General features: G+C 67.9%; 22 protein-coding genes and 2 tRNA genes. 14 read left to right on the top strand and 10 right to left on the bottom strand.

Going from position 1 to position 26,201, the window contains the following annotated elements:
* Positions 1 to 17 precede the first annotated feature (17 nt).
* Both ABZ412_RS11405 and ABZ412_RS11400 read left to right on the top strand, forming a co-directional pair.
* The gene (locus tag ABZ412_RS11405) at positions 18 to 2,087 is read left to right on the top strand and encodes a neutral/alkaline ceramidase (protein WP_357279232.1); all 2,070 of its coding nucleotides are present in this window, start codon (positions 18 to 20) and stop codon (positions 2,085 to 2,087) included.
* Between the two features lie 4 nt (positions 2,088 to 2,091).
* A complete protein-coding gene (locus tag ABZ412_RS11400) occupies positions 2,092 to 2,589 on the top strand; it encodes a GNAT family N-acetyltransferase (RefSeq protein WP_357279230.1) in 498 nt (165 codons plus the stop codon).
* On the opposite strand, the gene ABZ412_RS11395 is transcribed toward ABZ412_RS11400, so the two are convergent.
* Positions 2,590 to 3,588: an MBL fold metallo-hydrolase gene (locus tag ABZ412_RS11395; RefSeq protein WP_357279227.1), complete on the bottom strand. Its 999-nt coding sequence runs from the start codon at positions 3,586 to 3,588 to the stop codon at positions 2,590 to 2,592.
* A gap of 273 nt (positions 3,589 to 3,861) precedes the next feature.
* Between ABZ412_RS11395 and ABZ412_RS11390 the strand changes: the two genes are divergently transcribed.
* Both ABZ412_RS11390 and ABZ412_RS11385 read left to right on the top strand, forming a co-directional pair.
* Positions 3,862 to 5,907, top strand: a complete 2,046-nt coding sequence (locus ABZ412_RS11390; protein WP_357279225.1) for an ATP-binding protein — start codon at positions 3,862 to 3,864, stop codon at positions 5,905 to 5,907.
* Between the two features lie 365 nt (positions 5,908 to 6,272).
* A complete protein-coding gene (locus tag ABZ412_RS11385; protein WP_357279223.1) occupies positions 6,273 to 6,491 on the top strand; it encodes a cold shock domain-containing protein in 219 nt (72 codons plus the stop codon).
* 90 nt (positions 6,492 to 6,581) lie between these two features.
* On the opposite strand, the gene ABZ412_RS11380 is transcribed toward ABZ412_RS11385, so the two are convergent.
* Together ABZ412_RS11380 and ABZ412_RS11375 are read right to left on the bottom strand one after the other, a co-directional pair.
* Entirely contained in the window at positions 6,582 to 7,034 is a 453-nt protein-coding gene (locus tag ABZ412_RS11380) for a hypothetical protein (protein ID WP_357279220.1), read from the bottom strand.
* 181 nt (positions 7,035 to 7,215) lie between these two features.
* Positions 7,216 to 8,019 carry a nucleotidyltransferase domain-containing protein gene (locus ABZ412_RS11375; RefSeq protein WP_357279218.1) on the bottom strand — a complete coding sequence of 268 codons (804 nt, stop codon included), beginning with the start codon at positions 8,017 to 8,019 and terminating at the stop codon, positions 7,216 to 7,218.
* Between the two features lie 736 nt (positions 8,020 to 8,755).
* Between ABZ412_RS11375 and serA the strand changes: the two genes are divergently transcribed.
* Positions 8,756 to 10,354, top strand: a complete 1,599-nt coding sequence (gene serA / locus ABZ412_RS11370) for a phosphoglycerate dehydrogenase (RefSeq protein ID WP_357279216.1) — start codon at positions 8,756 to 8,758, stop codon at positions 10,352 to 10,354.
* Positions 10,355 to 10,436: 82 nt separating this feature from the next.
* Here serA and ABZ412_RS11365 read toward each other — a convergent pair whose 3' ends face one another.
* Positions 10,437 to 10,670 (bottom strand): hypothetical protein, encoded by a 234-nt coding sequence (locus ABZ412_RS11365; RefSeq protein ID WP_357279213.1) that lies wholly within the window; start codon positions 10,668 to 10,670, stop codon positions 10,437 to 10,439.
* A 182-nt stretch (positions 10,671 to 10,852) separates the two neighbouring features.
* Here ABZ412_RS11365 and ABZ412_RS11360 point away from each other — a divergent pair, with 182 nt between their 5' ends.
* Positions 10,853 to 11,860, top strand: a complete 1,008-nt coding sequence (locus ABZ412_RS11360; RefSeq protein WP_357097590.1) for a 3-isopropylmalate dehydrogenase — start codon at positions 10,853 to 10,855, stop codon at positions 11,858 to 11,860.
* 227 nt (positions 11,861 to 12,087) lie between these two features.
* Here ABZ412_RS11360 and ABZ412_RS11355 read toward each other — a convergent pair whose 3' ends face one another.
* Positions 12,088 to 13,266: an MFS transporter gene (locus tag ABZ412_RS11355; protein ID WP_357279211.1), complete on the bottom strand. Its 1,179-nt coding sequence runs from the start codon at positions 13,264 to 13,266 to the stop codon at positions 12,088 to 12,090.
* 326 nt (positions 13,267 to 13,592) lie between these two features.
* Here ABZ412_RS11355 and ABZ412_RS11350 point away from each other — a divergent pair, with 326 nt between their 5' ends.
* The 4 genes from ABZ412_RS11350 (at position 13,593) to ABZ412_RS11335 (ending at position 16,219) form a co-directional block, all read left to right on the top strand.
* Positions 13,593 to 14,366 (top strand): fumarylacetoacetate hydrolase family protein, encoded by a 774-nt coding sequence (locus tag ABZ412_RS11350; protein WP_357279208.1) that lies wholly within the window; start codon positions 13,593 to 13,595, stop codon positions 14,364 to 14,366.
* Positions 14,367 to 14,379: 13 nt separating this feature from the next.
* Positions 14,380 to 15,846 (top strand): glutamate--tRNA ligase, encoded by a 1,467-nt coding sequence (gltX, locus tag ABZ412_RS11345; protein WP_357279206.1) that lies wholly within the window; start codon positions 14,380 to 14,382, stop codon positions 15,844 to 15,846.
* Positions 15,847 to 16,006: 160 nt separating this feature from the next.
* Positions 16,007 to 16,078, top strand: a tRNA-Gln gene (locus tag ABZ412_RS11340).
* Between the two features lie 68 nt (positions 16,079 to 16,146).
* Positions 16,147 to 16,219: transfer RNA gene (locus tag ABZ412_RS11335), tRNA-Glu, on the top strand.
* Between the two features lie 54 nt (positions 16,220 to 16,273).
* On the opposite strand, the gene ABZ412_RS11330 is transcribed toward ABZ412_RS11335, so the two are convergent.
* Both ABZ412_RS11330 and ABZ412_RS11325 read right to left on the bottom strand, forming a co-directional pair.
* The gene (locus tag ABZ412_RS11330) at positions 16,274 to 16,774 is read right to left on the bottom strand and encodes a PPOX class F420-dependent oxidoreductase (RefSeq protein WP_357279204.1); all 501 of its coding nucleotides are present in this window, start codon (positions 16,772 to 16,774) and stop codon (positions 16,274 to 16,276) included.
* Between the two features lie 230 nt (positions 16,775 to 17,004).
* Positions 17,005 to 17,706, bottom strand: coding sequence for an IclR family transcriptional regulator (locus ABZ412_RS11325; protein ID WP_357097580.1), 702 nt, complete (start codon positions 17,704 to 17,706; stop codon positions 17,005 to 17,007).
* Between the two features lie 135 nt (positions 17,707 to 17,841).
* Here ABZ412_RS11325 and leuC point away from each other — a divergent pair, with 135 nt between their 5' ends.
* From leuC to ABZ412_RS11310, 3 genes are all read left to right on the top strand, one after another.
* Complete coding sequence (gene leuC / locus ABZ412_RS11320; protein ID WP_357279202.1) at positions 17,842 to 19,266, top strand: 3-isopropylmalate dehydratase large subunit; 1,425 nt, start codon at positions 17,842 to 17,844, stop codon at positions 19,264 to 19,266.
* A 57-nt stretch (positions 19,267 to 19,323) separates the two neighbouring features.
* Positions 19,324 to 19,932, top strand: a complete 609-nt coding sequence (gene leuD / locus ABZ412_RS11315; protein WP_357279199.1) for a 3-isopropylmalate dehydratase small subunit — start codon at positions 19,324 to 19,326, stop codon at positions 19,930 to 19,932.
* A 157-nt stretch (positions 19,933 to 20,089) separates the two neighbouring features.
* Positions 20,090 to 20,734 carry an HU family DNA-binding protein gene (locus ABZ412_RS11310; RefSeq protein WP_357279197.1) on the top strand — a complete coding sequence of 215 codons (645 nt, stop codon included), beginning with the start codon at positions 20,090 to 20,092 and terminating at the stop codon, positions 20,732 to 20,734.
* A gap of 231 nt (positions 20,735 to 20,965) precedes the next feature.
* Here the strand turns inward: ABZ412_RS11310 and ABZ412_RS11305 are convergent, their stop codons facing one another.
* From ABZ412_RS11305 to cofC, 3 genes are all read right to left on the bottom strand, one after another.
* The gene (locus ABZ412_RS11305) at positions 20,966 to 21,928 is read right to left on the bottom strand and encodes a bifunctional NUDIX hydrolase/histidine phosphatase family protein (RefSeq protein WP_357279195.1); all 963 of its coding nucleotides are present in this window, start codon (positions 21,926 to 21,928) and stop codon (positions 20,966 to 20,968) included.
* On the bottom strand, positions 21,925 to 24,132 hold the full coding sequence (locus tag ABZ412_RS11300; protein ID WP_357279193.1) for an RNA degradosome polyphosphate kinase: 2,208 nt from the start codon (positions 24,130 to 24,132) through the stop codon (positions 21,925 to 21,927). The genes ABZ412_RS11305 and ABZ412_RS11300 overlap by 4 nt, the downstream gene beginning before the upstream one ends.
* Positions 24,133 to 24,194: 62 nt before the next feature.
* A complete protein-coding gene (gene cofC / locus ABZ412_RS11295) occupies positions 24,195 to 24,908 on the bottom strand; it encodes a 2-phospho-L-lactate guanylyltransferase (protein WP_357279191.1) in 714 nt (237 codons plus the stop codon).
* Positions 24,909 to 25,180: 272 nt separating this feature from the next.
* Between cofC and ABZ412_RS11290 the strand changes: the two genes are divergently transcribed.
* The gene (locus ABZ412_RS11290; protein WP_357279189.1) at positions 25,181 to 26,176 is read left to right on the top strand and encodes an NAD(P)H-dependent glycerol-3-phosphate dehydrogenase; all 996 of its coding nucleotides are present in this window, start codon (positions 25,181 to 25,183) and stop codon (positions 26,174 to 26,176) included.
* The last annotated feature ends 25 nt before the right edge of the window (positions 26,177 to 26,201 follow it).

Genomic DNA, 26,201 nt, shown 5'->3' with positions numbered 1-26,201 from the left:
GGATAGTGAGGGTTCGGATGAGTCTGTCCCGGCGGGCTGTGTTGGCTGGCGCTGCTGTTGGTGGCGTGGGGGCCAGTGTGGCTTTTGGTGCGAATATTGTTGGGGCGCAGCCCATCAAGCATCGGGAAGCTGGGGCCGGCTATCTCGTCGGGGTCGGGATCGCGGACATCACCGGTGCGCCTGCGGGCCAGGGGATGATGGGGTACTCGGAGGCTGATCAGATCACTACGGGGCTGCTGTCGCGGTGTTACGCGCGCGCCTACGTCGTGGTGGATCAGGCGACCGGGGATCGGGTTGCGTTCGTGAACACGGACAATGCCTGCTTGTTCCAGTCGGTGCACCTCGTGGTGATGCAGCAGTTGCAGCAGCGGTTCGGGGGGCTCTATACCGAGCGGAACGTCAACCTCAACGCCACGCACAATCACAACTCCTGCGGCGGTACCGCGCGGGAGTACGCGTATTCGCTGGCGGCCATGGGGTTTCAGCAGAACTCGCATGATGCCGAGGTGAACGGGATCGTCAAGGCGATCGTCAACGCGCACGAGAACCTGGCGCCGGGGGCGATCATGCTCGGGCGCGGGGAGTTGCACGACGCCAGCGTGAACCGGTCGCGGGGTGCGTTCGAGGACAATCCGGCGGAGGACAAGGCCGCCTTCCCGGATGCCATCGACCCGCAGCTCACGGTGTTGAAGTTCCGGCAGGGTGGCAAGGATGTCGGGGCGATCACCTGGTTCGCCACGCACGGGACCTCGATGACCGACCGGAACACGCTGATCTCGCAGGACAACAAGGGCTACGCCAGCTATCGCTGGGAGCACGACGAGATGGGGGTGCGGCATCTGGACGGGCCGCCCTCGTTCGTGGCGGCGTTCCCGCAGACCAATGCCGGCGATATGACGCCGAACCTGTGGCTCGAGAAGATGCACCCGTCGGGTCCCACCGAGGACAATCGCACCAACTGCGCGATGATCGGTGAGCGCCAGTATCAGGCTGGCCGCAGGGCTTTCGACGCCGCGGCGCCGATGAGCAGCACCGGCGTCGACTCGGTGCTGCATTACGTCGACCTGTCGGACACCGCCATCGACGGCGCGTACACCCCGGACGGGAAACCCGCCCGCACCGCGCCCGCCATGATGGGCGCCGCCGCGATGGCGACCAGTACCGAGGACAACTGGAATTCGCAGCTGTCGTTCCTGCAGGAAGGTGACGCCAACCCGATGGTGGCGGCGCTCGGCGGATTGAACTCGCCGATCGAGGACTGGATGCGGGATGTGCAGTCGCCCAAGCTGATCCTCGCGCCGCTCGGCGTGCTGCCGCCGCGGCCGTGGGTGCCGCAGGTGGTGCCGCTGCAGTTGATGCGGATCGGCGATCTGGTGCTCGCCTCGGGACCCGCGGAGTACACCGTCGTGTCGGGGCTGCGGATCCGGCGGCTGGTGGCGCGGGCGCTCAACGTGCCGCTGGAGAACGTGCTGCTGCAGGGCTACGCCAACGGGTACTGCGGGTACGTGACCACGCCGGAGGAGTACGCCAGCCAGCAGTACGAGGGCGGCGAGACGCTGTTCGGGCGGTGGACGCTGTCGGCGCACATGCAGGAATTCGATCGGCTGGCAAAGGCTTTGGCGGCGCGCGTCGACCTCGGGCGCGGGCCCGCACCGCTGGACTGGGCTTTCGGGTTGCAGCCCAACCTGCTCGCCCCGGTCCCGGCCGACACCCCGCACGCCGGGCGCGCCTACGGCGACGTGCTGACCCAACCGCAGGCGAACTACGCGGCGGGACAGACGGTTTCGGTGGAATTCGTCGGCGCGCACCCGAACAACAACTTCCGGCTCGACGGCACCTACTTCGAGATCCAGCAGGGGACCGGCGACGACTGGCGGCGCGTCTACGACGACAACGACTGGTGCACCGAGCTGCACTGGTCGCGTCCGGCCGGACAGGATGCCGCCTCGACCATCGCTATCCAGTGGACGGTGCCCGACAGCGCGCCCGCGGGCCGCTACCGCATCCAGTACACCGGCGACAGCCGCGACGGCGCCGGCGCCAACCATGAATTCACTGGCATATCAGCGGAATTCGTGATCGGCTGAGCCGATGTTCGTCCGACCCGCCGAGCCCGCCGACGAGAAACTTCTCTGGGCGATGCTCTACGAAGCTTCCTACGCCCGCGACCAGGGCATGGACTCACCCGACCAGCTTCGAGACGTTCCCGGACTCGGGCACTACGTCGAAGGATGGGGAGCCGCAGGCGATCTCGGCGTGGTCGGCGGCCTCGACGGAGTGTCGCTCGGCGCCGCCTGGCTGCGGCTGTTCAGCGCCGACGACCCGGCCTTCGGCTACGTCGACGCCGACACTCCGGAACTCGCCATCGGTGTCGCGCCCGAGAGCCGCGGCACCGGACTCGGCACGGCGCTGATGACCGCCCTCATCGACGCCGCGCGGAAAGACTACGACGCCGTCTGTTTGAGTGTGCGGCAGGACAATCCGGCGCTCCGGCTCTACCAGCGCCTCGGATTCGTCGCGGTCGACGGCTCCGACAAGGTCAATCTCGCCGGAACCACCAGCATCACAATGATTCTCCGCTTCCGCTGATCAAAGTTCGAACGACAACCGTCCCGGCGCGAGGTAGTCGTCGCGGTCGAGCAGCATCCGGACCTCCGGCCGCGAGCCCTCGGGCAGACGCTCCAGCTCCGCGTGCAGCGGCGTCACGAACGCCTCGCCGCGGGCCGTGATCAACGGCAGCCAGTTGTCGTGATGGTTGGGCACGAACACCTTCGGGCGCAGCGCCTCGATGTAGCTGCGCGGGTCGCGCAGCCCATTGGTGAACTGGTTGTAGCCCTGCACCGCGCCGATGTGCACATCGGAGGCGGGCAGACCCCGAAGGACGTCGAGAACCTCCGGCGCCTTGTCCAGCAGCGGGCCGGAGGAATCGTGCCAAGTCAGCACGAAATCGCCGAGCCGGAACTGGTAGAGCAGCACCCCGCCCTCCGGCGCGAGCAGGTTCCGGGCCAGGTGCCAGGCGTCGGATCGGCCCGGGGGATAGGCGCGGATATCGCACAGGCACGGCTTGGGCCGGACCGGTGCGGAGGCGTCGGGTCCCTCGTGGCGAGGGGTGCGCGCCGAGTGCAGGTGCCGGACGGCGGTCACCGACAGCCCCGGCGCGAGTTCGAAATCGTAGCGGTCGCCGGGTACCGACGCGTCGGAACCCAGTTCCCGGCAGGCCAATTCGGCCCCACCGACCTGCTTGCGGGCCGTGGCGCAGTGCGAGGCCGTCCCGTGCACCACGGCCCCACTGGCCCGCGCGATCGCGCCGGCATCGGCGGCGTGGTCGAAATGCCCGTGCCCGATGAAGATCGCCGCGGGATCGAGCGCCGCGACTTCCTCCGGCGTGGTCGGCACGTACCCGGCGGTGAGCCCGCGCGGCACCCACGCGTCCAGCAGGAACACCACCCCGCCCATGGCCACCGCGAAACTGGCGCAGCCGAACCAGCACACGAGCACCCAGTCCGCGCGCACGGCCCCGCTGTCCGGGTCCACGGCGTCCGCGCCGAAGAAGCGCTGTCGCGCCGCGATCATCCGACTGTCGGCCACCGTTCCCCCTGTCTCCTTGGGTGGCGGACCACGCTGTCCGCCGGGGAGCATTCTGCCCGGAACCGACCGGACTGTCACTCAACGGCTTCCATCGGGACACGGAAGCGATTGCCGAGATCTTGCCGTTGCTCTGGGCTATCGCCAGGTGAATCCTGGAATCACACCGTGACGAAGTGGTGGGTGAATGTTCAGCGCGTTGTTAATCAATCGGCGTTGCATCGTATTCAGAGGTAGCTGAACGGAGGCTGCCCCGAGGGCAATTGGGGGCCCACCATGTACAACGACGTGCATGTGGCCGCGCAGGATCGCGAGGACCGCAAGTACACGATGCGCATCAGCCGGTTGGCGATCGACAAGCTCGGCATCCGGCTCTACGACCGGGTATCGGCGGTGCTGGCCGAACTCATCGCCAACTCCTACGACGCGGACGCCACCGAGGTCGAGGTGGTGCTGCCGTGGGGCGCGATGCTGGCCGGAACCATCAGGGCCGCCGACGAACCCGCCTACGAGATCGTGGTCTCCGACAACGGGCACGGCATGACCGCGACCGAGGTCAACGAGCACTATCTGATGGTGGGCTCGGACCGGCGGGTCCGCACCGGTTCCGACCTGTCGCGCGAGCGGCGGCGTCCGGTCATGGGGCGCAAGGGAATCGGGAAACTGGCCGCCTTCGGCATCTGCTGCACCATCGAGGTGATCACCGCGGGCAGCCGCGACGACGACCGAACCCCGGTGGGCTGGACCGTCTCCCACATCGTGATGGACCTCGACGACATGCTCTGCGACACCGAGAGCGACTACTTCCCGCGCCCGGGCGCCCTCGACGGCACGGTCACGGCCACCCGCGGCACCACGATCATCCTGCGCAACTTCTTTCGGAAAAGGGTGAATTCGGGAACCGAACTGAATCGGCAACTGGCCGCGCGTTTCGGTATCGAACGCCAGGACTGGCGGGTGGAGGTCCGCAACGCCATCGGCCGGGAGAGTTTCGTGCTCAGCCGCCTGCCGATCGACGTCATGGAGGAGACCCGCATCGACGTCAGCCGCGTCCCGGTCCGATTCGGCCGGCAATTCCTGCCGGTGACCGGCTGGATCGCCTATTCGAAACAGCCGTACCGGGACGAGGCCATGGCCGGGGTGCGCATTTACGCGCGCGGCAAGATCGTCGCCCAGACCCGGGATTTCGGTATCTCCTCCGGATTCACCGGCGAATTCAAACTGCGCTCCTACCTGGTCGGCGCGATCGACGTGGACTGGCTCGACGATGACGACGACCTGGTCCGCTCCGACCGCCAGGACATCATCTGGAACTCCCCGCGCGGCGAGGCGCTCGCCCAGTGGGGCCAAGCCCTGATCAAGGAGATCGGCCGGCTCGGCGAGAAGTCCATCCGCCGCCGGGTCTGGGAGGAGTTCGTGGAACGCTCCCGCATCCACGAGACCCTCGACGCCATCGCCCCCGGCGACCGCCTGTTCCGCGACTCGGTGCTGGACGCGGCGCGAATCCTGGTGGCGCACAAGGATCGAGCCTCGCTCGACGATCCCGCGCACCTGGAGAACATGCTGCGGCTGGCGCTGTCGCTGGGCCCGCAGCGCAGCCTGCTCGACACTCTCAAGGAGATCGCCGAGGACGCCGACCCCGCGCTGGACGTGGTGGTCGCGCTCTTCGAACGCGCCCGCGTCGCCGAGATCTACTCGCTGGGCCAGATCGCCAGCGAGCGGGTCGCCGTGGTGGACCGGCTGCGCTCGCTCATCGACGACCGCCGCTCCCTGGAACGCCCCTTCCAGGAGCTGATCGAATCCGCGCCGTGGCTGCTGGCCCCCGAATGGACCCCGCTGGGCATGAACGAATCCCTCAAACGGGTGCGCGCCAGCTTCGAACGCTGGTACGCACAGAAATTCGGGACGCCGCTGGTGACCACGTCCATCGGCAGTGAGAAACGCGAACCCGATTTCGTGCTGCTGCACGACTCCGGCGAACTGTGGATCGTCGAGATCAAGCGGATGGACTACCACCTCACCGACGAGGAGTACAACCGCGCGGTCAACTACCTCTACGAACTCGACCACTTCCTCGACGAGAACCCGCGCATCGGCGCGCAATTCCCGCGCCGGCGGCTCACTTTCATCGTGGACCACATCGACCGGCTCGGCCCGGCGTCGCTCTCGTCGCTGGTCAGTGATCAGCGGGTGGATCGCCGCACCTGGCGCGAACTGCTCGACGCCACCTTGCGGGCCCACCGCGACTTCCTCGAACGGGTTTACGCCATGCGCGTTTCCGAGCCGCCGGGGGACGCGGCCTCGAATACCAGAGCGGGCTGAACGGCCACCGCGCCGCACCGCCGCACCGGGCCGGATGGGCGCGACCCGGGAAGAGGGCGGCGGTGCGAGGAGCGGGAAATGCGGGTGTCCCGGGTCGCGGGGAAGGGCCGGCCCGGACACCCGCCCCCGCCGTGCCGCGAAACGTGGTGCACGCGTGCGGGTCCGCGCCCGCCCAGGGGTAGCGGGAGTGCCGCTGATACGCGGCGGCTCCCGTTCTCGATAACGATGCGAGGGAGCGCGGGCGGAGCGCAGTCGTATCGAGGCTGGTCAGAGCGCGCGACCACCCGCGACAGCCGCGGCCGTGACACCATGGACCGCGGCGCACGCGGGGACGTCATGTCCGGTCGGTTCGAGAAGGTTCGGTAATGGTGCACGGCACGGTGAAATGGTTCGACAGTGAGAAGGGGTTCGGGTTCCTCACCCCGGACGTCGACGGCCCGGACGTGTTCGTGGAGTACACCGCGCTACCCGGCGCCGGATTCCGGTCGCTGGCCGAGGGCCAGCGCGTCGAGTTCGAGGTGCGCGGCTCCAAGCCGGGGCCGGAGGCGGTGGCCGTGCGGGTCATCGCCGGCGCCGACTACTGACGCCCGCCCGCACCGGCCGCCGGGACGAAACCGGCCTGCCGGTGCGGGTGCTCCGCGGCGATTCCGTCAGCCGTGTGCCCGCCGTGGCGATTATGAACTGCCGGTCGGGAACGGGCTCGACAGACTGCAGCCGCTCTGTGAGACAGGGGTGTCCGGCGTGCTGCCGGGCAGGGCTGCCTCGACGTCGACGGCGAGCGTCTTCGTGGACTTACCGTCATCGACCGTGATGACGTGGTGCCCCGCCGTCGTCGGAAGCCAGTACACGAACGGGGCGAAGTATGTGTCCAGTTCTGAATTGTAGTGTGGTGCGGCCTTTCCGATGCACTGGCCATTGTCATAGAAGGCCATCGTTGACAGGGGGTTGGATCCCGCTGAAATGCGGTAGTTGGTTCCGACGTAATGGGTTTGCGCCGGCGTGTCGAAATTTACCCACGTGACGTCGGCGGATGCCGTAGGTGCGGCACCCGTGACGATGGCGACGGTCGCGGCCAATCCGGTGATGCCACAGCCGATTCGGCGGCCATGGCGGGTGCTTGTGATCATCGTTCTCCTGTCTAGAACCCGAGGTTCCGGGCCAGGAGAAGCTATCGCTCGACCTAAGTGAAACGTATGGATTTCAACATCTGGGGGTGACCCAATCTGGGGCGGTCACCGGGGGCCGGTCCAGAGCCGCAGCTCGTCCCTGAACCGGCCGGCCGACGCGGGCGATGCCCGGAGGATTCTTTCAGCCCCGCACGCGCCGCCGGAAGAACTCGGCCGAGCGGGCCTGTGCCCGCTCCCGCCGTTCCGGATCCACCTCCACGAACTCCAGGGCGGCCCGCTCGAACTCGACCGAGATGAACTCGGTGATCGGTGCGGGCACCTCCCCGGAACCCATTTCGCGCGTGCGTGACTTCAATTCCGTCAATTCCCGGACGGACTCCACGAAATCGCTGTTCAGCTCACACTCGCCGAGCAAGGTCGGCAAATGCATCGGGGCGACCGAATTGTCTGGATGTTCGTGCAGCCATCGCAATGCCATTGCGGGTCGCAAAGAATAGAACACCTTCTTCAACGAGCGGTTGGAATCGAATAGACGCCACTGCCGGCGGCCCAGATGCAGGTAGTGGCGAGCCACCCGATCCCGGTCCGCGACTTCATCCGCGAGCGCGCGCAATTCGTCCCGGAATCCGGTGTCGCCGCGATACACGATCGGCGACATCAGCCATTCGATGAGCACGGCATTGCCGTTCACCAGCAGGCGCAGTGCCTTCACCAGGTCCCAGCCGTTGACATCGAGCAGTCCCACCAGTGGCGTCTCGATGACATCGCGTCCGGGCCACGGTGTGAGGTAGTCGTCGGCCGGGCGCAGGTAGACGAAGCGGCAGTCGTAGTCGGAGTCCGGGGACGGGAATCCCCAGGCACGGCTGCCGCTTTCGATGGCGAGCAGCACGTCGACGCGGTGTTCGCGCACGATCCGGTCCAGTTCGCCGTCGATCGTGGCGACCACCGCCGGGTCCATGGAGGCGGGGATCGAGCGCAGGGTCATGGCAGGCGACGGTAGCGCCCGGGATCGCGCTGGTCCATGCGTTTTTCGCACGACGGGCCCCCAGAATTAGGGGTGTGATAGCGACGTTATATGGCGGGAATTCGACACCCATATGAACGGGACCACAGAATTCCGAGGCTGTGACGCCGGTCACATAGTGTTAATCCCCCGTAACGGGCCGTGAAATCGGCCCGATAGGTTCCACGTCAGAAAGTTCCTACGGATTTCAGAAGAGGTATTTCCATGATCCCCGTTATCATCGACACCGGTTCCGCTGCCCTGAACGGCCTGCTCGACACCGGCTCGGCCGCTCTGCACGGCATCCTGAACACCCTGTGGACCGGCTCTTTCGGTCGCTAAGGACTACTGACGTCGATTTATTCGACTTTCGAAAGCCCGGCCCCGGACTCCGTAGCTCCGAAGCCGGGCTTTCGGCTATCTCGAACGCCTTTGCGGCACGACCCGTTTCCGCGGTCGGGTATCCCCGTGGCCGGTGTGACCAGGGGTCCGGCGGCCCCGAACCTGAACGCCTGCCCAGGAATAGCGGCCCGAATCACATCGCCCCAACCGAGCCGTACCGCGCGGCCCGTTCCCCGCGAGACTCGCGCAGCCCTCCGGAAACCCGCAGTTCACGGCTTTGATGGCAGTTGCCTACCAGGCGGTAAAGCGCCCCGATTCCCAGCCCACTAAGCTGACGCCCGTAAATCCCGGATCCCTTCCTCAGGAGTACCCCACCGTGAGCCAAGCAGGCCGCCCTGTTGTTCTGATCGCCGACAAGCTCGCCCAGTCGACCGTCGACGCGCTGGGCTCCGGCGTCGAGGTTCGCTGGGTCGACGGCCCGAACCGTCCGGAGCTGCTGGCCGCCGTGCCGGAAGCCGATGCGCTGCTGGTCCGTTCGGCCACCACCGTCGACGCCGAGGTGCTCGAGGCGGGCAAGAACCTCAAGATCGTCGCCCGCGCCGGCGTCGGCCTCGACAATGTCGATGTGCCCGCGGCCACCGAGCGCGGCGTCATGGTCGTCAACGCGCCGACCTCCAACATTCACACCGCCGCCGAGCACGCCGTCTCGCTGCTGCTCTCGGCCGCGCGCCAGATCCCGGCCGCCGACGCCACCCTGCGCGAGCACACCTGGCAGCGCAGCAAGTTCAACGGTGTCGAGATCTTCGGCAAGACCGTCGGCGTCATCGGCCTGGGCCGCATCGGCCAGCTGTTCGCGCAGCGTCTCGCCGCCTTCGAGACCAAGATCGTCGCGTACGACCCCTACACCTCCCCGGCCCGCGCCGCCCAGCTGGGCATCGAGCTGCTGACCCTCGACGAGGTGCTCGAGCGCGCCGACTTCATCTCCATTCACCTGCCCAAGACCCCTGAGACCAAGGGCATGCTGAACAAGGAGACCCTGGCCAAGACCAAGCCGGGCGTCATCATCGTCAACGCCGCCCGCGGTGGTCTGATCGACGAGCAGGCCCTGGCCGACGCCATCACCTCCGGCCACGTGCGCGCCGCCGGCATCGACGTGTTCGAGACCGAGCCGTCCACCGACAGCCCGCTGTTCGAGCTGCCGCAGGTCGTCGTCACCCCGCACCTGGGCGCCTCCACCGCCGAGGCCCAGGACCGCGCCGGCACCGATGTCGCCAAGTCGGTGCAGCTGGCCCTCGCCGGTGAGTTCGTGCCGGGCGCGGTGAACGTCACCGGTGGCGCGGTCAACGAGATCGTCGCCCCGTGGCTGGACATCGTCCGCAAGCAGGGCGCGCTGCTGGGCGCCCTGGCCAGCGAGCTGCCGGTCTCCATCGAGGTCCAGGTCCGCGGCGAGCTGTCCTCGGAAGACGTTGCGGTGTTCGAGCTCTCGGCGCTGCGCGGCGTGTTCTCGGCACTCATCGAGGACTCGGTCACCTTCGTCAACGCCCCGTCGCTGGCCAAGGAGCGGGGCCTCGAGGCCACCGTCACCACCCACACCGAGTCCCCGACCCACCGCAGCCTGGTGGACCTGCGCGCCGTGTTCGGCGACGGCCGCACCCTGAACGTGGCCGGCACCCTGACCGAGCCCGCCCAGGTCGAGAAGATCGTCAACATCAACGGCCGCAACTACGACATGCGCGCCGAGGGCCTGAACCTGGCCGTCCTCAACTACGAGGACAAGCCGGGCCAGCTGGGCCGTCTGGCCACCAAGCTCGGCGACGCGGGTATCGACATCCTCGCCGCCCAGCTCACCCAGGACCTGGTGGACGAGGGCGCGACGGTCGTGCTGCGCGTCAACAAGGAGGTCCCGGCCGAGGTCCAGACCGCCATCGCCGAGGCCGTCGGTGCGGCCAAGGTCGCCCTGGTCAGCCTCGACTAGTAGACCTCGCACAACGCGAAACGGGCCCCTTCCACGAAAAGTGGAGGGGGCCCGGTGCGTTCGATGGGGTGGGTGACCGCCGTCAGCGGCGATCGCGGGCTTCGACCGCGTCGCGCGCCTCGACCAGACTGGCCGTCGGATCCTGCTCGCGGTACGCCTTGATGGCGTGGATCTTCTTGCCGCGCAGCAAATGCTCGTCGATCGCGGTGTAGTCGATGGCGCTGTCGGGATCGTCGATGCCGAGATGCTCGAGGATCAGATCGATCTTGCGTTCCAGACGGCGGAGTTTGCGCTCGAGACGGAGATTGTCGAACATCCCCCCGACGCTACCGGCGCTATCCGCCGACCGAGCGCTTCGCGCGACCGCGCCGATCCCACTGGTTGGGAGCGATTCGCCCTGGTGAAAGGGGTCATGGCGGCACCCGCTATCGTTGCCGGGACTCTCCTGTCAGCGCGGAGAGGACCACCCGCGCGTTATCGAAACGGAGCATGGATTTCATGAAACTCGCTGTCATTCCGGGCGACGGTATCGGCCCCGAGGTCATCGCCGAAGCCCTCAAGGTGCTCGACGTGGTGGTGCCCGGTGTCGAGAAGACCGCATACGACCTGGGAGCCAAGCGGTTCCATGCCACCGGCGAGATCCTCCCGGAGAACGTGATCCCGGAGCTCAAGCAGCACGACGCCATCCTGCTGGGCGCCATCGGCGACCCGTCGGTGCAGTCCGGCCTGCTCGAGCGCGGCCTGCTGCTGCGCACCCGCTTCGAGCTGGATCACCACGTGAACCTGCGCCCCTCGAAGCTGTACCCGGGCGTCACCAGCCCGCTGGCCTCGAACCCGGACATCGACTTCGTGGTCGTGCGTGAGGGCACCGAGGGTCCGTACACCGGCACCGGCGGCGCGATCCGCGTCAACACCCCGCACGAGGTGGCCACCGAGGTCTCCACCAACACCCGCTTCGGCGTCGAGCGCGTGGTCCGATACGCCTTCGAGACCGCCCGCAAGCGCCGCAAGCACCTGACCCTGGTGCACAAGAACAACGTGCTGGCCTTCGCCGGTTCGCTGTGGTCGCGCACCGTGGCCGAGGTCGGCGCCGAGTACCCGGATATCGAGACCGCCTACCAGCACATCGATGCCGCCACCATCCACATGGTCACCGACCCGGGCCGCTTCGACGTGATCGTCACCGACAACCTGTTCGGCGACATCATCACCGACCTGGCCGCCGCCGTCTCCGGTGGCATCGGCCTGGCAGCTTCGGGCAATATCGACGCCTCGGGCACCAACCCGTCGATGTTCGAGCCGGTCCACGGTTCGGCCCCCGACATCGCGGGCCAGTCCAAGGCCGACCCGACCGCCGCCATCCTGTCGGTGTCGCTACTGCTGAACCACCTCGGCAAGACCGAGGAGGCCGCGCGCATCGAGGCCGCCGTCGCCAAGGACCTGGCCTCGCGCTCGGGTGCCGCCTCGACCGTCGAGGTCGGCGACCGGATCGCCGCGTCGCTCTAGGGTTTACGCGCCACCCATGCACGACCGGAGCCCCCGTCCCGCAACCGCGGAACGGGGGCTTCGTCGTCGTGCCCGAGCCTCGCCGGAGTGTCATCCTGGAGTGGATTCGGTGAAATCAACTGGGGCAGAGGGGCGTTTCGTCCGGATAGTGAGGCGTATCGCACAAATGCATTCGGATGCGAAAACGTAACGGGCGCAGGTCTTCCTGATTTGCCGCGAATCAGCCGCTACCGGGAACCCCTGGGTACCAACGGGACTGCCGCCAGTGCGATCAGCGCCGTCAGCAGGTAGGTGACCGGAAAACCGGCCGCCGTGATCAGTGCGCCGAAGGCCGGGGCGATCGCGGCCGCCGCCAGATTCTGGCCGGTGTTCTGGATACCCAGCCCACGACCCGACCAATACGGTCCCGCGATCTCGGCCACCGCCGTGAAGGCCAGGCCATTGTCGGCCACCGTGATGATCGAGGCCGCGATCAGGATCGGGATCGCCGCCCACCACTGCTGCGTCCAGGCCGCTACGGCCAAGGCGGACAGGGAGATTACCGCCGCTATCGCCACCGTGCGCAGCGGCCGCAAGCGGCTGCCCACCCGATCCGACCACACGCCCGCGCCGATCCGCCCGGCCGCGCCCAGGATCTGGGTCACCGTCACCAGTGCGCCCGCCGCGGGCAGCGATAGGCCCACATCGCGGTGCAGCCACAGCAGGCCGAACGTCCAGATGGTGGCCTGGGGGATGACCAGCAGCACCGACACCACGTGGATGCGCAGCAGCGTGGAGTCCCCGCGGTACGGATTCGCGGGACGCCCTGAGCCCCCGGCGGATTCGGGTCGCGGCGGATCCACAATCCCCGTCAGGCAGCCGATCGCGGCCGCGCCCGCCAGCACCGCGGGCACCAGCACCGCCATCGAGAACCCGTGCGCCGCAGCGATGGCCGGGATCGCCAGCGCCCCGATCGCCACGCCCAGCGGCTGTGCGGTCTGCCGGATGCCCATGGCCAGCCCGCGCTGATCGGTCGGGAACCAGCCCACGATGACCCGCCCGCTGGCGCCGTTGGTGCTGCCCGCGCCCGCCCCGGCCAGGAACAGCAAGGCCCCGAGCGCAACGTAGTTCGAGACGGTGGCGGCGGCCAGGCCGGCCGCGAACATGACCGCCGGACCGGCCACCAGCGCCTTGCGCTCGCCGACCTGATCGACCACCCAGCCCCACGCGATCAGCGTGCAGCACAGGCCGACCAGGGGCATGGCCACCAGCAGACCGGCGGTGGCCAGCGGCATTCCGCGCTGGGTCAGCGCGGGCAGCAGGAAGGCGGCGCCGTTCACCATCACGGCGCTGGCGGTCTGGGCGAAGACGCCGAGGCCCAGCATGGTCCACCGTCGTGTCGTGCCCATCTCCGTCACGGTGGTCATGACCTCACCTCGCGTCTCATTATATGGAATAGACGTCTTACATTTTGAACATCCGGTCTTACGGTACACCTGGGGCGCAAGGCGATTTCCGGGGCGAGCTGTCTGTTTGCTCACATTCGGGGGTTGACCTTGTGAGTCCTGCGGCCCAGCCCGAGTTCGCTTGCGTATAAGGGCATTCCACATTCGGTCCGGGGCGGCGGGGGCTGGTATGCCGCCCCGCGCGGGGACGCTCGCTCGCATCCGCCCCGCCACTGCGCCCGGGTCCGGTCCGGCCCCGCGGTCGGGCGCGTTCGGGCAGGTCGAAGCCGGTCGATAGGATGCCAACCATGCGCCTAGGTCGAGTTGCCAGCCCAGATGGAGTCGCTTTCGTCAGCATCGAAGGGGACGGCTCCGACGCCGTCGCCCGAGAGATCGCCGAACACCCGTTCGGTACCCCGACCTTCACCGGTCGCAGCTGGCCGCTGGCCGATGTGCGCCTGCTGGCCCCCATCCTGGCCAGCAAGGTGATCTGTATCGGCAAGAACTACGCCGCGCACGCCGAGGAGATGGGCGGCCCGGCCCCGGCCGACCCGGTCATCTTCATGAAGCCCAGCACCTCGATCCAGAGCCCCAACGCCCCGATCATCCTGCCGCCCAGCTCTTCTCAGGTGGACTACGAGGGCGAACTGGCGATCGTGATCGGCCGCCCCTGCAAGGACGTGCCCGCCGCCCGTGCCAACGAGGTCATCCTGGGCTACACCGTCGCCAATGACGTCACCGCCCGTGACCAGCAGCGACACGACGGCCAGTGGACCCGTGCCAAGGGCTACGACACCTTCTGCCCGCTCGGCCCGTGGATCGAGACCGCGCTGGACCCTTCGGATCTGGAGATCATCACCGAGGTCGACGGGCAGGTGAAACAGCGCAGTCGCACTTCACTTCTGCTGCACGATATTCCGAAGCTCATCGAATGGGTCACCGCCGTAATGACCCTGCTGCCGGGCGATGTCATCCTCACCGGCACCCCCGAGGGCGTCGGGCCGCTGCAGGCCGGTCAGACCGTGTCGGTGACCGTGTCCGGTATCGGCACCCTGTCCAATCCCGTTGCCGCCAAACGCTGAACGAAAGAGAGCCATGTCTGACGTCCGGGTTCGTTTCTGCCCGTCACCCACCGGCACGCCGCACGTGGGTCTGGTCCGCACCGCCCTGTTCAACTGGGCCTTCGCGCGCCACCACGGCGGCACCTTCGTCTTCCGCATCGAAGACACCGACGCCGCACGCGATTCCGAGGAGTCCTACGCGGCCATCCTCGACGCCCTGCGCTGGCTCGGCCTGACCTGGGACGAGGGGCCCGAGGTCGGCGGCCCCTACGCGCCCTACCGGCAGTCACAGCGACGCGAGATCCACCTCGACGTGGTGCAGCGCCTGCTGGCGGCGGGGGAGGCCTACGAGTCCTTCTCCACTCCAGAGGAAGTCGAGGCCCGCCACAAGGCCGCCGGCCGCGACCCCAAGCTGGGCTACGACAACTTCGACCGCGAGCTGACCGACGAGCAGATCGCCGCCTACAAGGCCGAGGGCCGCCCCGCGGTGGTGCGCCTGCGCATGCCCGACCGCGACCTCACCTGGAACGACCTGGTGCGCGGCGAGACCACCTTCCGCGCGGGCGTGGTTCCCGACTTCGCGCTCACCCGCGGTAATGGCGATCCGCTCTATACGCTGGTCAACCCGGTCGACGACGCGATGATGAAGATCACCCACGTGCTGCGCGGCGAGGACCTGCTGTCTTCCACCCCGCGTCAGCTCGCGCTCTACGACTCGTTGAAACGAATCGGCGTCGCGGAGTTCACCCCCGAGTTCGGTCATCTGCCCTTCGTGATGGGCCAGGGCAACAAGAAGTTGTCCAAGCGTGATCCGGAGTCGAATCTGTTCCATCACCGCGACCGCGGGTTCATTCCCGAGGGTTTGCTGAATTATCTGGCACTGCTCGGCTGGAGCATCGCCGATGATCATGACGTCTTCTCCATGGCGGAGATGGTGGCGGCGTTCGAAATCTCGAAGGTGAATTCGAATCCGGCCCGATTCGATCAGAAGAAGGCCGACGCACTCAACGCCGAACATATTCGGATGCTCACCCCCGGTGATTTTGCTCACCGGCTGCGGGAGTACCTCACCGGGCACGGACATATCGGCGCCGAGATCGACGAGAAGCTGTTCGAAACCGCGGCCGATCTCGTGCAGACCCGCATCAAGGTGCTCGGGGATGCCTGGGATCTGCTGAAGTTCCTGTTCATCGCGCCCGCGGACTTCGCGATCGACCCGGCCGCGAAGGAAAAGAATCTGGGCGCCGATGCCGCTCCGGTGCTGCAGGCGACGGTGAAAGCCCTCGAAGGCGTCTCGGAATGGGCCACGGCCCCGCTCGAGACCGCGCTGAATACCGCGCTGATCGAGGAGCTCGAGCTCAAGCCGCGCAAGGCGTTCACCCCGGTGCGCGTCGCGGTGACCGGATCCCACATCAGCCCGCCGCTCTACGAGTCGATGGAACTGCTGGGTCGCGAGGTCACCATGGACCGGTTGCGCGCGGCCCTCGCGGAGATCGGCTGACGCCGGTGTCCGGCAGGGCCTGAGGGTACGCCGAAATTGATGCACAAACCGGCCTCTGACCAGCCGGTTTGTGTATCTACCGGGGGATGCTGCTAATCTTCTTCTCGGCCGCAGAGCAGCCAGGAACTTCCTCCGGGGAGATCCTGAAAGCCCAGGTCAATGGGGTATGGTGTAATTGGCAACACAGCTGATTCTGGTTCAGCCATTCTAGGTTCGAGTCCTGGTACCCCAGCTGCGAGAGCTCCGGCTCTCGAATTCGAGAAGGCCGGTGGATTGCGAAATCCGCCGGAATCTCATCCTGGTCCCGTCGTCTAGCGGCCTAGGACGCCGCCCTCTCAAGGCGGTAGCGCGGGTTCAAATCCCGTCGGGACTACAGAGTGAAGGCCCCCAGCCAACCGGCTGGGGGCCTTCGCTGTTTCCGGGGTTCTTACGGCTCCTGACCGTGGGTGCTGCCGCCCAGCGGCATGGCGGGCAGGCCGAGTTTGCGGTGATCCCAGCTGCGGGTCCGCTCGGGCACCACACGCACCGCCACCCGCTTGTGCAGCATCTGCTCCACGAACGGCTTCATCTCTTCGCTGTAGGGCCCGGTATAGCGTTCCCACACGCTGATTCCCACTTTGAACAGCGCCTCGGGGTCGTCGACGACCTCGGCGCGGCCCTCGATGGAAATGCCGCGCAACTGGTCGTAGGTGTCGCCGGCCTCGACCATCACGGTGATACGCGGATCGCGCCGCAGATTCACCGTCTTCTGGGCCTTGGCCTTGGTCTCGAACCAGATCTCGCCGTCGATGAGCGCGTACCACATGGCCACCAGGTGCGGCCTGCCCTCGGCGCTCAGCGTGGCCATGGTGGCGACCCGGCTGCGCTCGAGGAATCCCGTGATCTCCTCGTCGGACATCACGATCTGCGCGCGTTGATTAACTCCCATGGGCCGACTGTAATTTACGGCGTATGAGCGCGGTCACACCGGCCATTTCCTGCCACTCGCGGGCTTCACCGGCCGGTTGCCGGGCCTCGGAGACGCCGCAGCCCCCGCCGGATCCGGCGGGGGCTGCGATCGGCGCCCTGTTCGTGGGCTGTCGGGAGTGTCGAGCGGCCGCTGAGGCTGTCGTGACGGCTGTGGCCACCCCGAGGGGTCACCCCGGGCCGCAAAGTCCGTCAGAGACGCTTGTGGAGGGCGTCGGCGGCGGCCACCAGGTCCGCGGCCCAGCGTGCGCCCGGGCGGCGGCCCATGCGGTCGATGGGTCCGGAGACCGAGACGGCCGCGATCACGCCGCCCGCCGCGTCGCGCACCGGCGCGGACACGCTGGCCACCCCGGCCGCACGCTCGGCCGCGCTCTGCGCCCAGCCGCGGCGGCGGACCTCGGCCAGCGCGCGCTCGCCGAAGACGGCCTCGGGCAGGATGCTTCGCTGCGATTCGGGATCGGCCCAGGCCAGCAGGACCTTCGCGGCCGAGCCCGCGGTGAGCGGTAGTCGGGCCCCGATGGGCACGGTGTCGCGCAGGCCCGCGGCCGGTTCCATGGCCGCCACGCAGACGCGGGCATTGCCGTCGCGGCGGTAGAGCTGCACGCTCTCGCCGGTGATCTCGCGCAGGCGCGGCAGGATGGAGGAGGCGGCGTCCAGGAGCGGGTCGCTGGCGGTTGTCGCCAGTTCCGACAGGGCCGGACCGGGCCGCCACAGGCCCTGGCTGTCGCGGGCCAGCATGCGATGCGTCTCCAGGCCCACTGCCAGGCGATGCGCGGTGGCGCGGGGCAGGCCGGTGCGGGCGCACAGCTCGTTGAGGCCGCAGGGTTGCTCGGCTACGGCGTGCAGGACGGCCATGGCTTTGTCCAGAACCCCGATACCGCTATGCTGTCTCATAGAACGATATTAGCGTCTCGCATGTTGGGAAATGCAAATTGACTGCGCGGCAAACCGGCCGCTCCCCGGCATCGGACGCGAGCCACCGTGTCACCAGCCCGGGCACGGGAATGTCTATCGAGAGGTGATGGAGCTATGGCCGACCGGCCACGCACTCTGGCGGAGAAGGTCTGGGACGAGCATGTCGTCGTGCGCGGCGAAGGCGAGGGCGAGCACCGCCAGCCCGACCTCATCTACATCGACCTGCACCTGGTGCACGAGGTCACCAGCCCGCAGGCGTTCGACGGCCTGCGCGCCGCGGGCCGCCCGGTCCGGCGCCCGGATCTCACCATCGCCACCGAGGATCACAACGTCCCGACCGCCGACATCGACAAGCCGATCGCGGACCCGGTCTCGCGCCTGCAGGTCGAGACGCTGCGCAAGAACTGCCAGGAATTCGGTGTCCGCCTGCACCCCATGGGCGACGTCGAGCAGGGCATCGTGCACGTGGTGGGCCCGCAGCTGGGCCTGACCCAGCCGGGAACCACCGTGGTGTGCGGTGATTCGCACACCTCCACCCACGGCGCGTTCGGCGCGCTGGCGATGGGTATCGGCACCTCGGAAGTGGAACACGTGCTGGCGACGCAGACGCTGTCGCTGCGCCCGTTCAAGACCATGGCCATCAATATCGACGGTCGGCTGCCCGACGGCGTCACCTCCAAGGACGTCATCCTGGCGGTCATCGCGCAGATCGGCACCGGCGGCGGTCAGGGCTATGTGCTGGAGTACCGCGGCGACGCCGTGCGCTCCATGTCCATGGAGGCCCGGATGACCATGTGCAACATGTCGATCGAGGCCGGCGCCCGGGCGGGCATGGTGGCCCCCGACGAGGTCACCTACGAGTACCTGAAGGGCCGTCCGCACGCCCCGCAGGGCGCGGACTGGGATGCCGCCGTGGCGGCCTGGGATGCCTTGAAGACCGACGAGGGCGCGGTTTTCGACGCCGAGGTGCATCTGGACGGGTCCGCGCTGACCCCCTTCGTCACCTGGGGCACCAACCCGGGACAGGGTGCGCCGCTGGGCGACTCGGTGCCGGATCCGGAGCAGATCGTCGACGAGAACGAGCGCGCCGCCGCCGAGAAGGCGCTGGAATATATGGACCTGACGCCGGGTACCCCGCTGCGGGACGTCGCCGTGGACACGGTTTTCGTGGGTTCGTGCACCAACGGCCGGATCGAGGATCTGCGCGCGGTGGCCGACATCCTGAAGGGCCGCAAGGTCGCGGGCGGGGTGCGGATGCTGATCGTGCCGGGCTCGATGCGGGTGCGGTTGCAGGCGGAAAAGGAGGGTCTGGGCGAGATTTTCACCGCCGCGGGCGCGGAATGGCGTCAGCCGGGCTGCTCGATGTGCCTGGGCATGAACCCGGATCAGCTTTCCCCCGGTCAGCGCTGTGCCGCCACCTCGAACCGCAACTTCGAAGGGCGACAGGGCAAGGGCGGGCGCACGCACCTGGTCTCGCCGCTGGTCGCGGCGGCCACCGCGGTGCGCGGAACCCTGTCCTCACCTGCGGATCTGAACTGATCGCCCGCCGGTAGCGGCCCAGATGCCGCTGCCCCCACTGACTCAGGAGAAACAACGATGGAAGCCTTCAAGGTCCACAAGGGGATCGGTGTTCCGTTGCGCCGATCCAATGTCGACACCGACCAGATCATCCCGGCCGTCTATCTGAAGCGCGTAACCCGAACGGGTTTCGAGGACGGCCTGTTCGCGGCATGGCGGACGGATCCGAACTTCATTCTGAACACCGAGCCTTACAACCGGGGTAGTGTCCTGGTCGCCGGTCCGGATTTCGGGACCGGATCGTCACGTGAGCACGCGGTTTGGGCCCTCAAGGACTTCGGGTTCCGGGTGGTGATCTCCTCTCGCTTCGCCGACATCTTCCGTGGGAACGCGGGCAAGGACGGGCTTCTGACGGCCCGGATGGCCCAGAGCGATGTGGAATTGCTCTGGAAGTTGCTCGAGGAACAGCCGGGTTTGGAATTGGCGGTGGACCTCGAGGCGCGCACCGTGTCGGCCGGAACCGTCGTGTTGCCGTTCGATATTGACGACTACACGCGGTGGCGCCTGCTGGAAGGCCTGGACGACATCGGTCTCACTCTCCGGCACAGCGACGAGATCGGCCAGTTCGAAAACGCAAGGCCGACTTGGAAACCCGCAACCATTCCGGCCCGTATTTCGCAGACGTAATCATTGATGGGCGTTAGCTGGACGCCCTCAAACCCGGTAGCTGAGCGTGTGCCATGCGTCATGTATTTCCGCGTGGCACATAGACTCTTGCCCCGAAAGGGTTTACCGTGGTACCTAGTCGGTCCGACGACGGGCCAATTAGTCTGCGGAGGATTCAATGAACAAGGCGGAACTGATCGATGTTCTGACCGAGAAGTTGGGTACTGACAGGCGCACCGCTACTGCAGCTGTCGAGCAGATGGTCGACACGATCGTGCGTGCTGTGAACAAAGGTCAGAGCGTCACCATCACGGGATTCGGCGTCTTCGAGCAGCGGAAGCGCGCGGCGCGTGTCGCTCGCAACCCGCGCACCGGCGAAACCGTCAAGGTGAAGCCGACTTCGGTCCCGGCCTTCCGTCCCGGTGCACAGTTCAAGGCGATCATCGCGGGCAAGCAGAAGATCGCCTCGAGCGGCCCGGCTGTGAAGCGTGGTGTGGCTGCCCCGGTTTCGGGCAAGGCCGGTGCGAAGAAGACCACCGCCAAGAAGACCGCGAAGAAGGCCGCCACCAAGGCTCCGGCCAAGACCACCGCCAAGAAGGCGGCGTCGAAGGCCCCCGCCAAGAAGGCCGCCGTCAAGAAGGCGGTCGCCAAGAAGGCCGCCGTGAAGAAGACGGTCGCCAAGAAGGCTCCGGCCAAGGCCGCCGCGGTCAAGAAGGCCGCGGTCGCCAAGAAGGTCACCGCCTCGAAGGCCACCACGGCCAAGAAGGCGGCCAAGAAGGCTCCCGCCAAGAAGGCCGCCGCCAAGCGCACCGCGCGCCGCTAATCCGGCGACAACCCGTCGCTGACGGGGGTTTTCGAGCAGGACGACACGTGAGACGGCCCGGCATCGCCGGGCCGTTTCGCATGTCCGGGGCTGGTTTTCGGGCGTTGGGGGAGCGATGGGGGCCGGTAGGGGGCCGGAATCGGCCGTCCGCCGGGTGGATTCGGCCGGACGGCGGCCGGTACGGCGGCGTTCCAAGGGTTCTGGGCGGCCGCCGGACGACAGATGACCCGGTCAGCCCTGGGGTCGGTCGGCGGGAATGAGAATGCGGTCGAGATGGTCGGCGGCGACCAGCCGGCCGCCGTGGAAGGACAGCACCCACACGCTGCCCTTGCGATTGCGGGCCGGTGGCAGGCTCACCCCGTCCTCGGCGGCCCACCACTCCAGCAGATCCGGAATCACCTTGCCCTGACTGGAGATCACCCGGACCGACTCGGTGGAAACCAGGTCGCGGGCGCGTTTTCGGGCGGCATCGGGTGCTGCCGCGTAACCGGATTCGGAGAACAACGGCTCCAATTCGATATCGACGCCCAGTTTCTCGGCCAGCGGGGTCACGGTTTGGACACAGCGCGATGGTGGGGCCGAGATGATTTCGGCCGCGCCGAAGGCGAGCAGGTTGGGCGCCAGGGCGCGAGCCTGTGCGCGACCGGCCTTTTCGAGCGGCCGCAGGTCGTCGTCGCCGACGTAGCGGTCGCTGCGCCCGGCCTTGGCGTGCCGGACCAGCAGCAGGGTGGCGGTGTCGGCGGGCTGGCGCAGGAAGTTGCGGATGATGGTGCGATCCATGGGATAGGAGACGGCGTCCATCACCCGGTCGAGGCGGTACCAGTGCAGGACGTCGACTTCCGAGTTGGACTCGAAGGCCCCGTCGACGACCTCGGCGGCCCAGTAGTCCACCCGTTTCAGCTTCCGATGGCCCGGGATCGGATACGTCACGTGGCCGAGATAGCGCCCCAGGCGCGAATTCAGCCCGGTCTCCTCGGTGACCTCGCGCACGGCCGTGATCACCGGCGTCTCACCGGGATCCAGCTTGCCTTTGGGCAATGACCAGTCGTCGTACTTGGGGCGGTGCACGAGGGCGATCTCGACGGCGTCGGTGCCCGGGGCGTGCCGCCACAACACCGCCCCCGCCGCGAGGATGTTGGCCTTGACCGGTGGATCGGTGAACTCGGCGGCGGGGTCCTTGGTGGTTCTGCTCACTGGCGGTCCGGACGACGCAGCCGCATGAGGTATTCCTGGTGGTCGCGAATCTGGTCCGAGGGCACCTCGGGGCCGGGCTGGGCCTGCCAGCTGCCGTCGGGGCGCAGCACCCAGCACCGGGTGGCCGGGTGGGTGGCGGAGTCGAACACCTGTCCGAGCTGGTTGGCCAGACGCGGATCCTTCACCTGCGCCAGCACTTCCACGCGCCGGTCGAGGTTGCGGTGCATCATGTCGGCCGAGCCGATCCAGTACTCGTTCTGCGCCTGGAAGTGCAGCACCCGCGAATGTTCCAGGTACCGCCCGAGAATCGAGCGCACCTGGATGTTGTCGCTCATGCCGGGCACGCCGGGGCGCAGGCCGCAGATGCCGCGCACCACGATCTCGACCGGCACCCCGGCCTGGGAGGCCCGGTAGAGCGCGTCGATGACCTGTTCGTCGACGATGGCGTTGGCCTTCACGCGGATTCGCGCGTCGGCGCCCTCGCGTGCCAGTTCGATCTCGCGTTCGATCCGCTCGATGATCCCGGCGCGGACGCCGACCGGGGCCACCAGCAGGTTGCGGTAGTTGGCCTTTCGCGAATAGCCGGTCAGCGAGTTGAACAGGTCGGTGAGGTCCGCGCCGATCTCCGGTGCGGCGGTGAGCAATCCGACGTCCTCGTACAGGCGCGCGGTCTTGGGGTTGTAATTCCCGGTGCCGATGTGACAGTAGCGACGGATGGTGGCTCCCTCGCGCCGCACCACCAGGCAGGTCTTGCAGTGGGTCTTGAGTCCGACCAGGCCGTAGACCACGTGCACGCCCGCCTGCTCCAGCGCCCGCGCCCATTTGATGTTGGCCTGCTCGTCGAAGCGGGCCTTGATCTCGACCAGCGCCACCACCTGCTTGCCCGCCTCGGCGGCGTCGATGAGGGCGTTGACGATGGGGGAGTCGCCGGAGGTGCGGTACAGGGTCTGCTTGATGGCCAGCACCTGCGGATCGGCGGCGGCCTGTTCGATGAACCGCTGCACGCTGGTGGAGAAGGAGTCGTAGGGGTGGTGCACCAGCACGTCGCCCTCACGCAGGGCGGCGAAAACGTTTCGGGGCGTTTCGCGTTCGCCGAAGGCGGGCGGGGTGGCGGGGACGTAGGGGGCGTCCTTGAGATTGGGCCGGTCCACGCCGTAGACCTGCCACAGGCAGGACAGGTCGAGCAGGCCGGGCACCTCGATGACGTCGGCGGGGTCGACGTCGAGTTCCCGGAGCAGCAGATCGAGCATGTGCTCGGTCATGTCGTCGGAAACTTCCAGGCGCACCGGAGAGCCGAAGCGGCGGCGGGCGAGTTCGCGTTCGAGGGCCTGCAGCAGGTCCTCGTCGCGGTCCTCCTCGACCTCCAGGTCGGCATTGCGGGTGATGCGGAACGAATGCTGTTCCACCACTTCCATTCCCGGGAACAGCTGATCCAGGTGCGCGGCGATCAGCTCCTCCATGGGGAGGAAGGCGGCCAGGGACGGGCCCGACGTGGCACCGGACGGGCCTTGTGCCGCATTGGATTCACGGTTGCCGGCGCGGCGGACCCGCACGAAGCGGTCCACATTGTCGGGCACCTTGACGCGGGCGAAGTGCTCGCCGCCGGTCACCGAATCCTTAACCGTCACGGCGAGATTCAGACTCAGGCCGCTGATGTAGGGGAAGGGGTGGGCCGGGTCGACCGCCAGCGGGGTCAGCACCGGGAACACCTGATCCTGGAAATATCCGGACAGGCGTTCCTTTTCGCTGTCCTCCAGGTCGGCCCAGCGGATGATGTCGATGCCCTCGGCGGTGAGCGCGGGCAGCACCTGGTCGAGGAAGACGCGGGCGTGCCGGGCGGCGATCTCCTGGGTGCGGACGGCGATCATCTCGAGCTGCTCGGTGGGGGACAGGCCGTCGGCGGACCGTACCGACAGGCCGGTCTCGGCGCGGCGCTTGAGCCCCGCGACGCGCACCATGTAGAACTCGTCCAGATTCGACGCGAAAATGGCGAGGAATTTGGCTCGTTCGAGCAGCGGCTGCGACCGGTCCTCGGCCAGCGCGAGCACGCGGGCGTTGAAGTCGAGCCAGCTGAGTTCCCGATTGACGTACCGGTCCGCGGGCAGCGGCGGTATCGCGGTGGGCGGTGGGGTTGCCGCGGGCGGCGCCGCCGGTAGTAGCGGCGATTGCTTGACGGTTTCCGTATCGCTCACTCTCACGATCATTCCTTATGTCGTGGGTGTGGTGCTGTTCTGACACCGTCCAGTGCAGCGCAGATCACGCCGCGTCAGGACAGTGATGATTCGGCACGGCACCTGTTCCCGGTTTCGTGACACGCTTGCGACACGGTGATTTCTCGGAGTAGCGCGCTGGTCGCCGGCCCGACGCCGAGCGCGGCGGCGCGCTCGAGATCCGCGGCGGTATCGACGTCCTGACGCAGTCCAGGCCAATCGCCCAGCAACTCCACCGCGCCCCCGGCGATATGGCGGCGGGCGGAGTCCGGACCGAAGAGCGGGTTCAATGCGGTGGTCAGCGGATCGTCCCCGCCGCCGCGCACCAGCAGGGCGACGGTGCCACTGCCCTCGTGATCGGTCACCACCGACCGGCGCTGCCCGGCCCTCGCGAGCAGCTCGCCCAGTTCGGCGGGACGCAGCGCGGGCAGATCCGCTTGCAGGGCAAGTAGATCGACCGGACCGTGCGCCCGCCGCACCGCGTCCGCGCCCGCGGCCAGCGCCGCGTTCAGACCGGTGGTGTGCGCGGGGACCACCTCGGGTTCGGGATGCACGCGCGCGCCGAGTTCACGAACCAGATCCGACACGGCCGGATCCGGCGTCACGACGGTGACCGACGCGATGCCACGCGTCGTCGCGGCCGCGGTCACGGTGTCGGCCAACATGGCCAGCACCAGCCGGGGCCGGTACTCGGGCGCCAGCCCATCGGCCAGCCGACTCTTGGCGAGTCCCAAGCTCTTGACCGCGATGACCGCGTGCACTGTGTCCAATTCGCCCTCCGCTTCGCTCCGGGCTGTCCGCGGCCCCCGAGGTCTCGGTTCTTCCCTCCTCCGCTCCTCCGCTTCGCTCCCCCGCTCCAAGCGCGGGGAGGCGGAGCGCAGTCCAGAACCGAGACGGGCCGCGAACCTGAGGGTCGAACCACGGCGGGGCGCGAGCATGTCCGAATCTTCCCACTCGTAGGTGACGGGCGCGTGAGCGGCGTCGAATTTTCGGGAGACGCCACTGCGGGGTGGCTCACGGTGCGCGCGCATATATTTGTTGGATGGCAAGGGCAGCGGTGTTGGGAGCGGGGTCATGGGGGACCGCGTTCGCGAAGGTGTTGGCGGAGGCGGGAACCGAGACCACCATGTGGGCTCGGCGGCCGGAGGTGGCCAAGGTGCTGGCCACCGAGCATCGAAATCCCTGGTATCTGCCGGATGTGGTGTTGCCGCCGCTGGCCGCGTCCGATGATCCGGCCGTCGTGCTGGACGGGGCCGACATCGTGGTGCTGGCGGTGCCGTCGCAGTCGCTGCGCGCCAATCTCGCGGCCTGGAAGGACCTGATTCCGGCGGAGGCCACGCTGCTGAGTCTGGCCAAGGGCATCGAGACCGGGACGCTGCTGCGGATGAGCGAGGTGATCGCGGAGGTCTCCGGTGCGGATCCGAACCGCATCGCGGTGCTGTCGGGCCCCAACCTCTCGCACGAGATCGCGGCCGGGCAGCCCGCCGCGACCGTGATCGCCTGCCCGGACGTGGCGCGCGCGGAGGCGGTGCAGCACGCCTGTGCCACCGGCTATTTCCGGCCGTACACCAATTCCGACGTGATCGGCTGCGAGATCGGCGGGGCGTGCAAGAACGTCATCGCGCTCGCCTGCGGGATCGCCTCGGGCATGGGGTTGGGTGACAACTCGATCGCCACCCTCATCACGCGCGGGCTGGCCGAGATCATCCGGCTGGGAGTGGCGGTCGGCGCGGAGCCGGTGACCTTCGCCGGACTGGCCGGTGTCGGTGATCTGGTGGCCACCTGCACCTCGCCGCTGTCGCGCAATCGGTCCTTCGGGCACGCGCTGGGCGCGGGCGGCACCATGGAGACCGCCCTCGAGGCGACTCATGGCCAGGTCGTGGAGGGTGTGAAGTCCTGCACATCGGTGCGGGCGCTGGCGGCCGCGCACGGGGTGGAGATGCCGCTGACCAACGCGGTGCATCAGGTGTGCCACGAGGGGCTCTCGGCGGCCGAAGCGGTGGGGCAGCTGCAGGGACGCCGTCTCAAATCGGAATGACCTACGCCCGGGTCGGGACGACCGC

This window comes from Nocardia sp. NPDC005746 (assembly GCF_040630785.1).
In the GTDB taxonomy this organism is placed as follows: domain Bacteria; phylum Actinomycetota; class Actinomycetes; order Mycobacteriales; family Mycobacteriaceae; genus Nocardia.
Note: the sequence above shows the minus strand (reverse complement) of the source record. Positions and strands in the feature narration are given on the sequence as shown.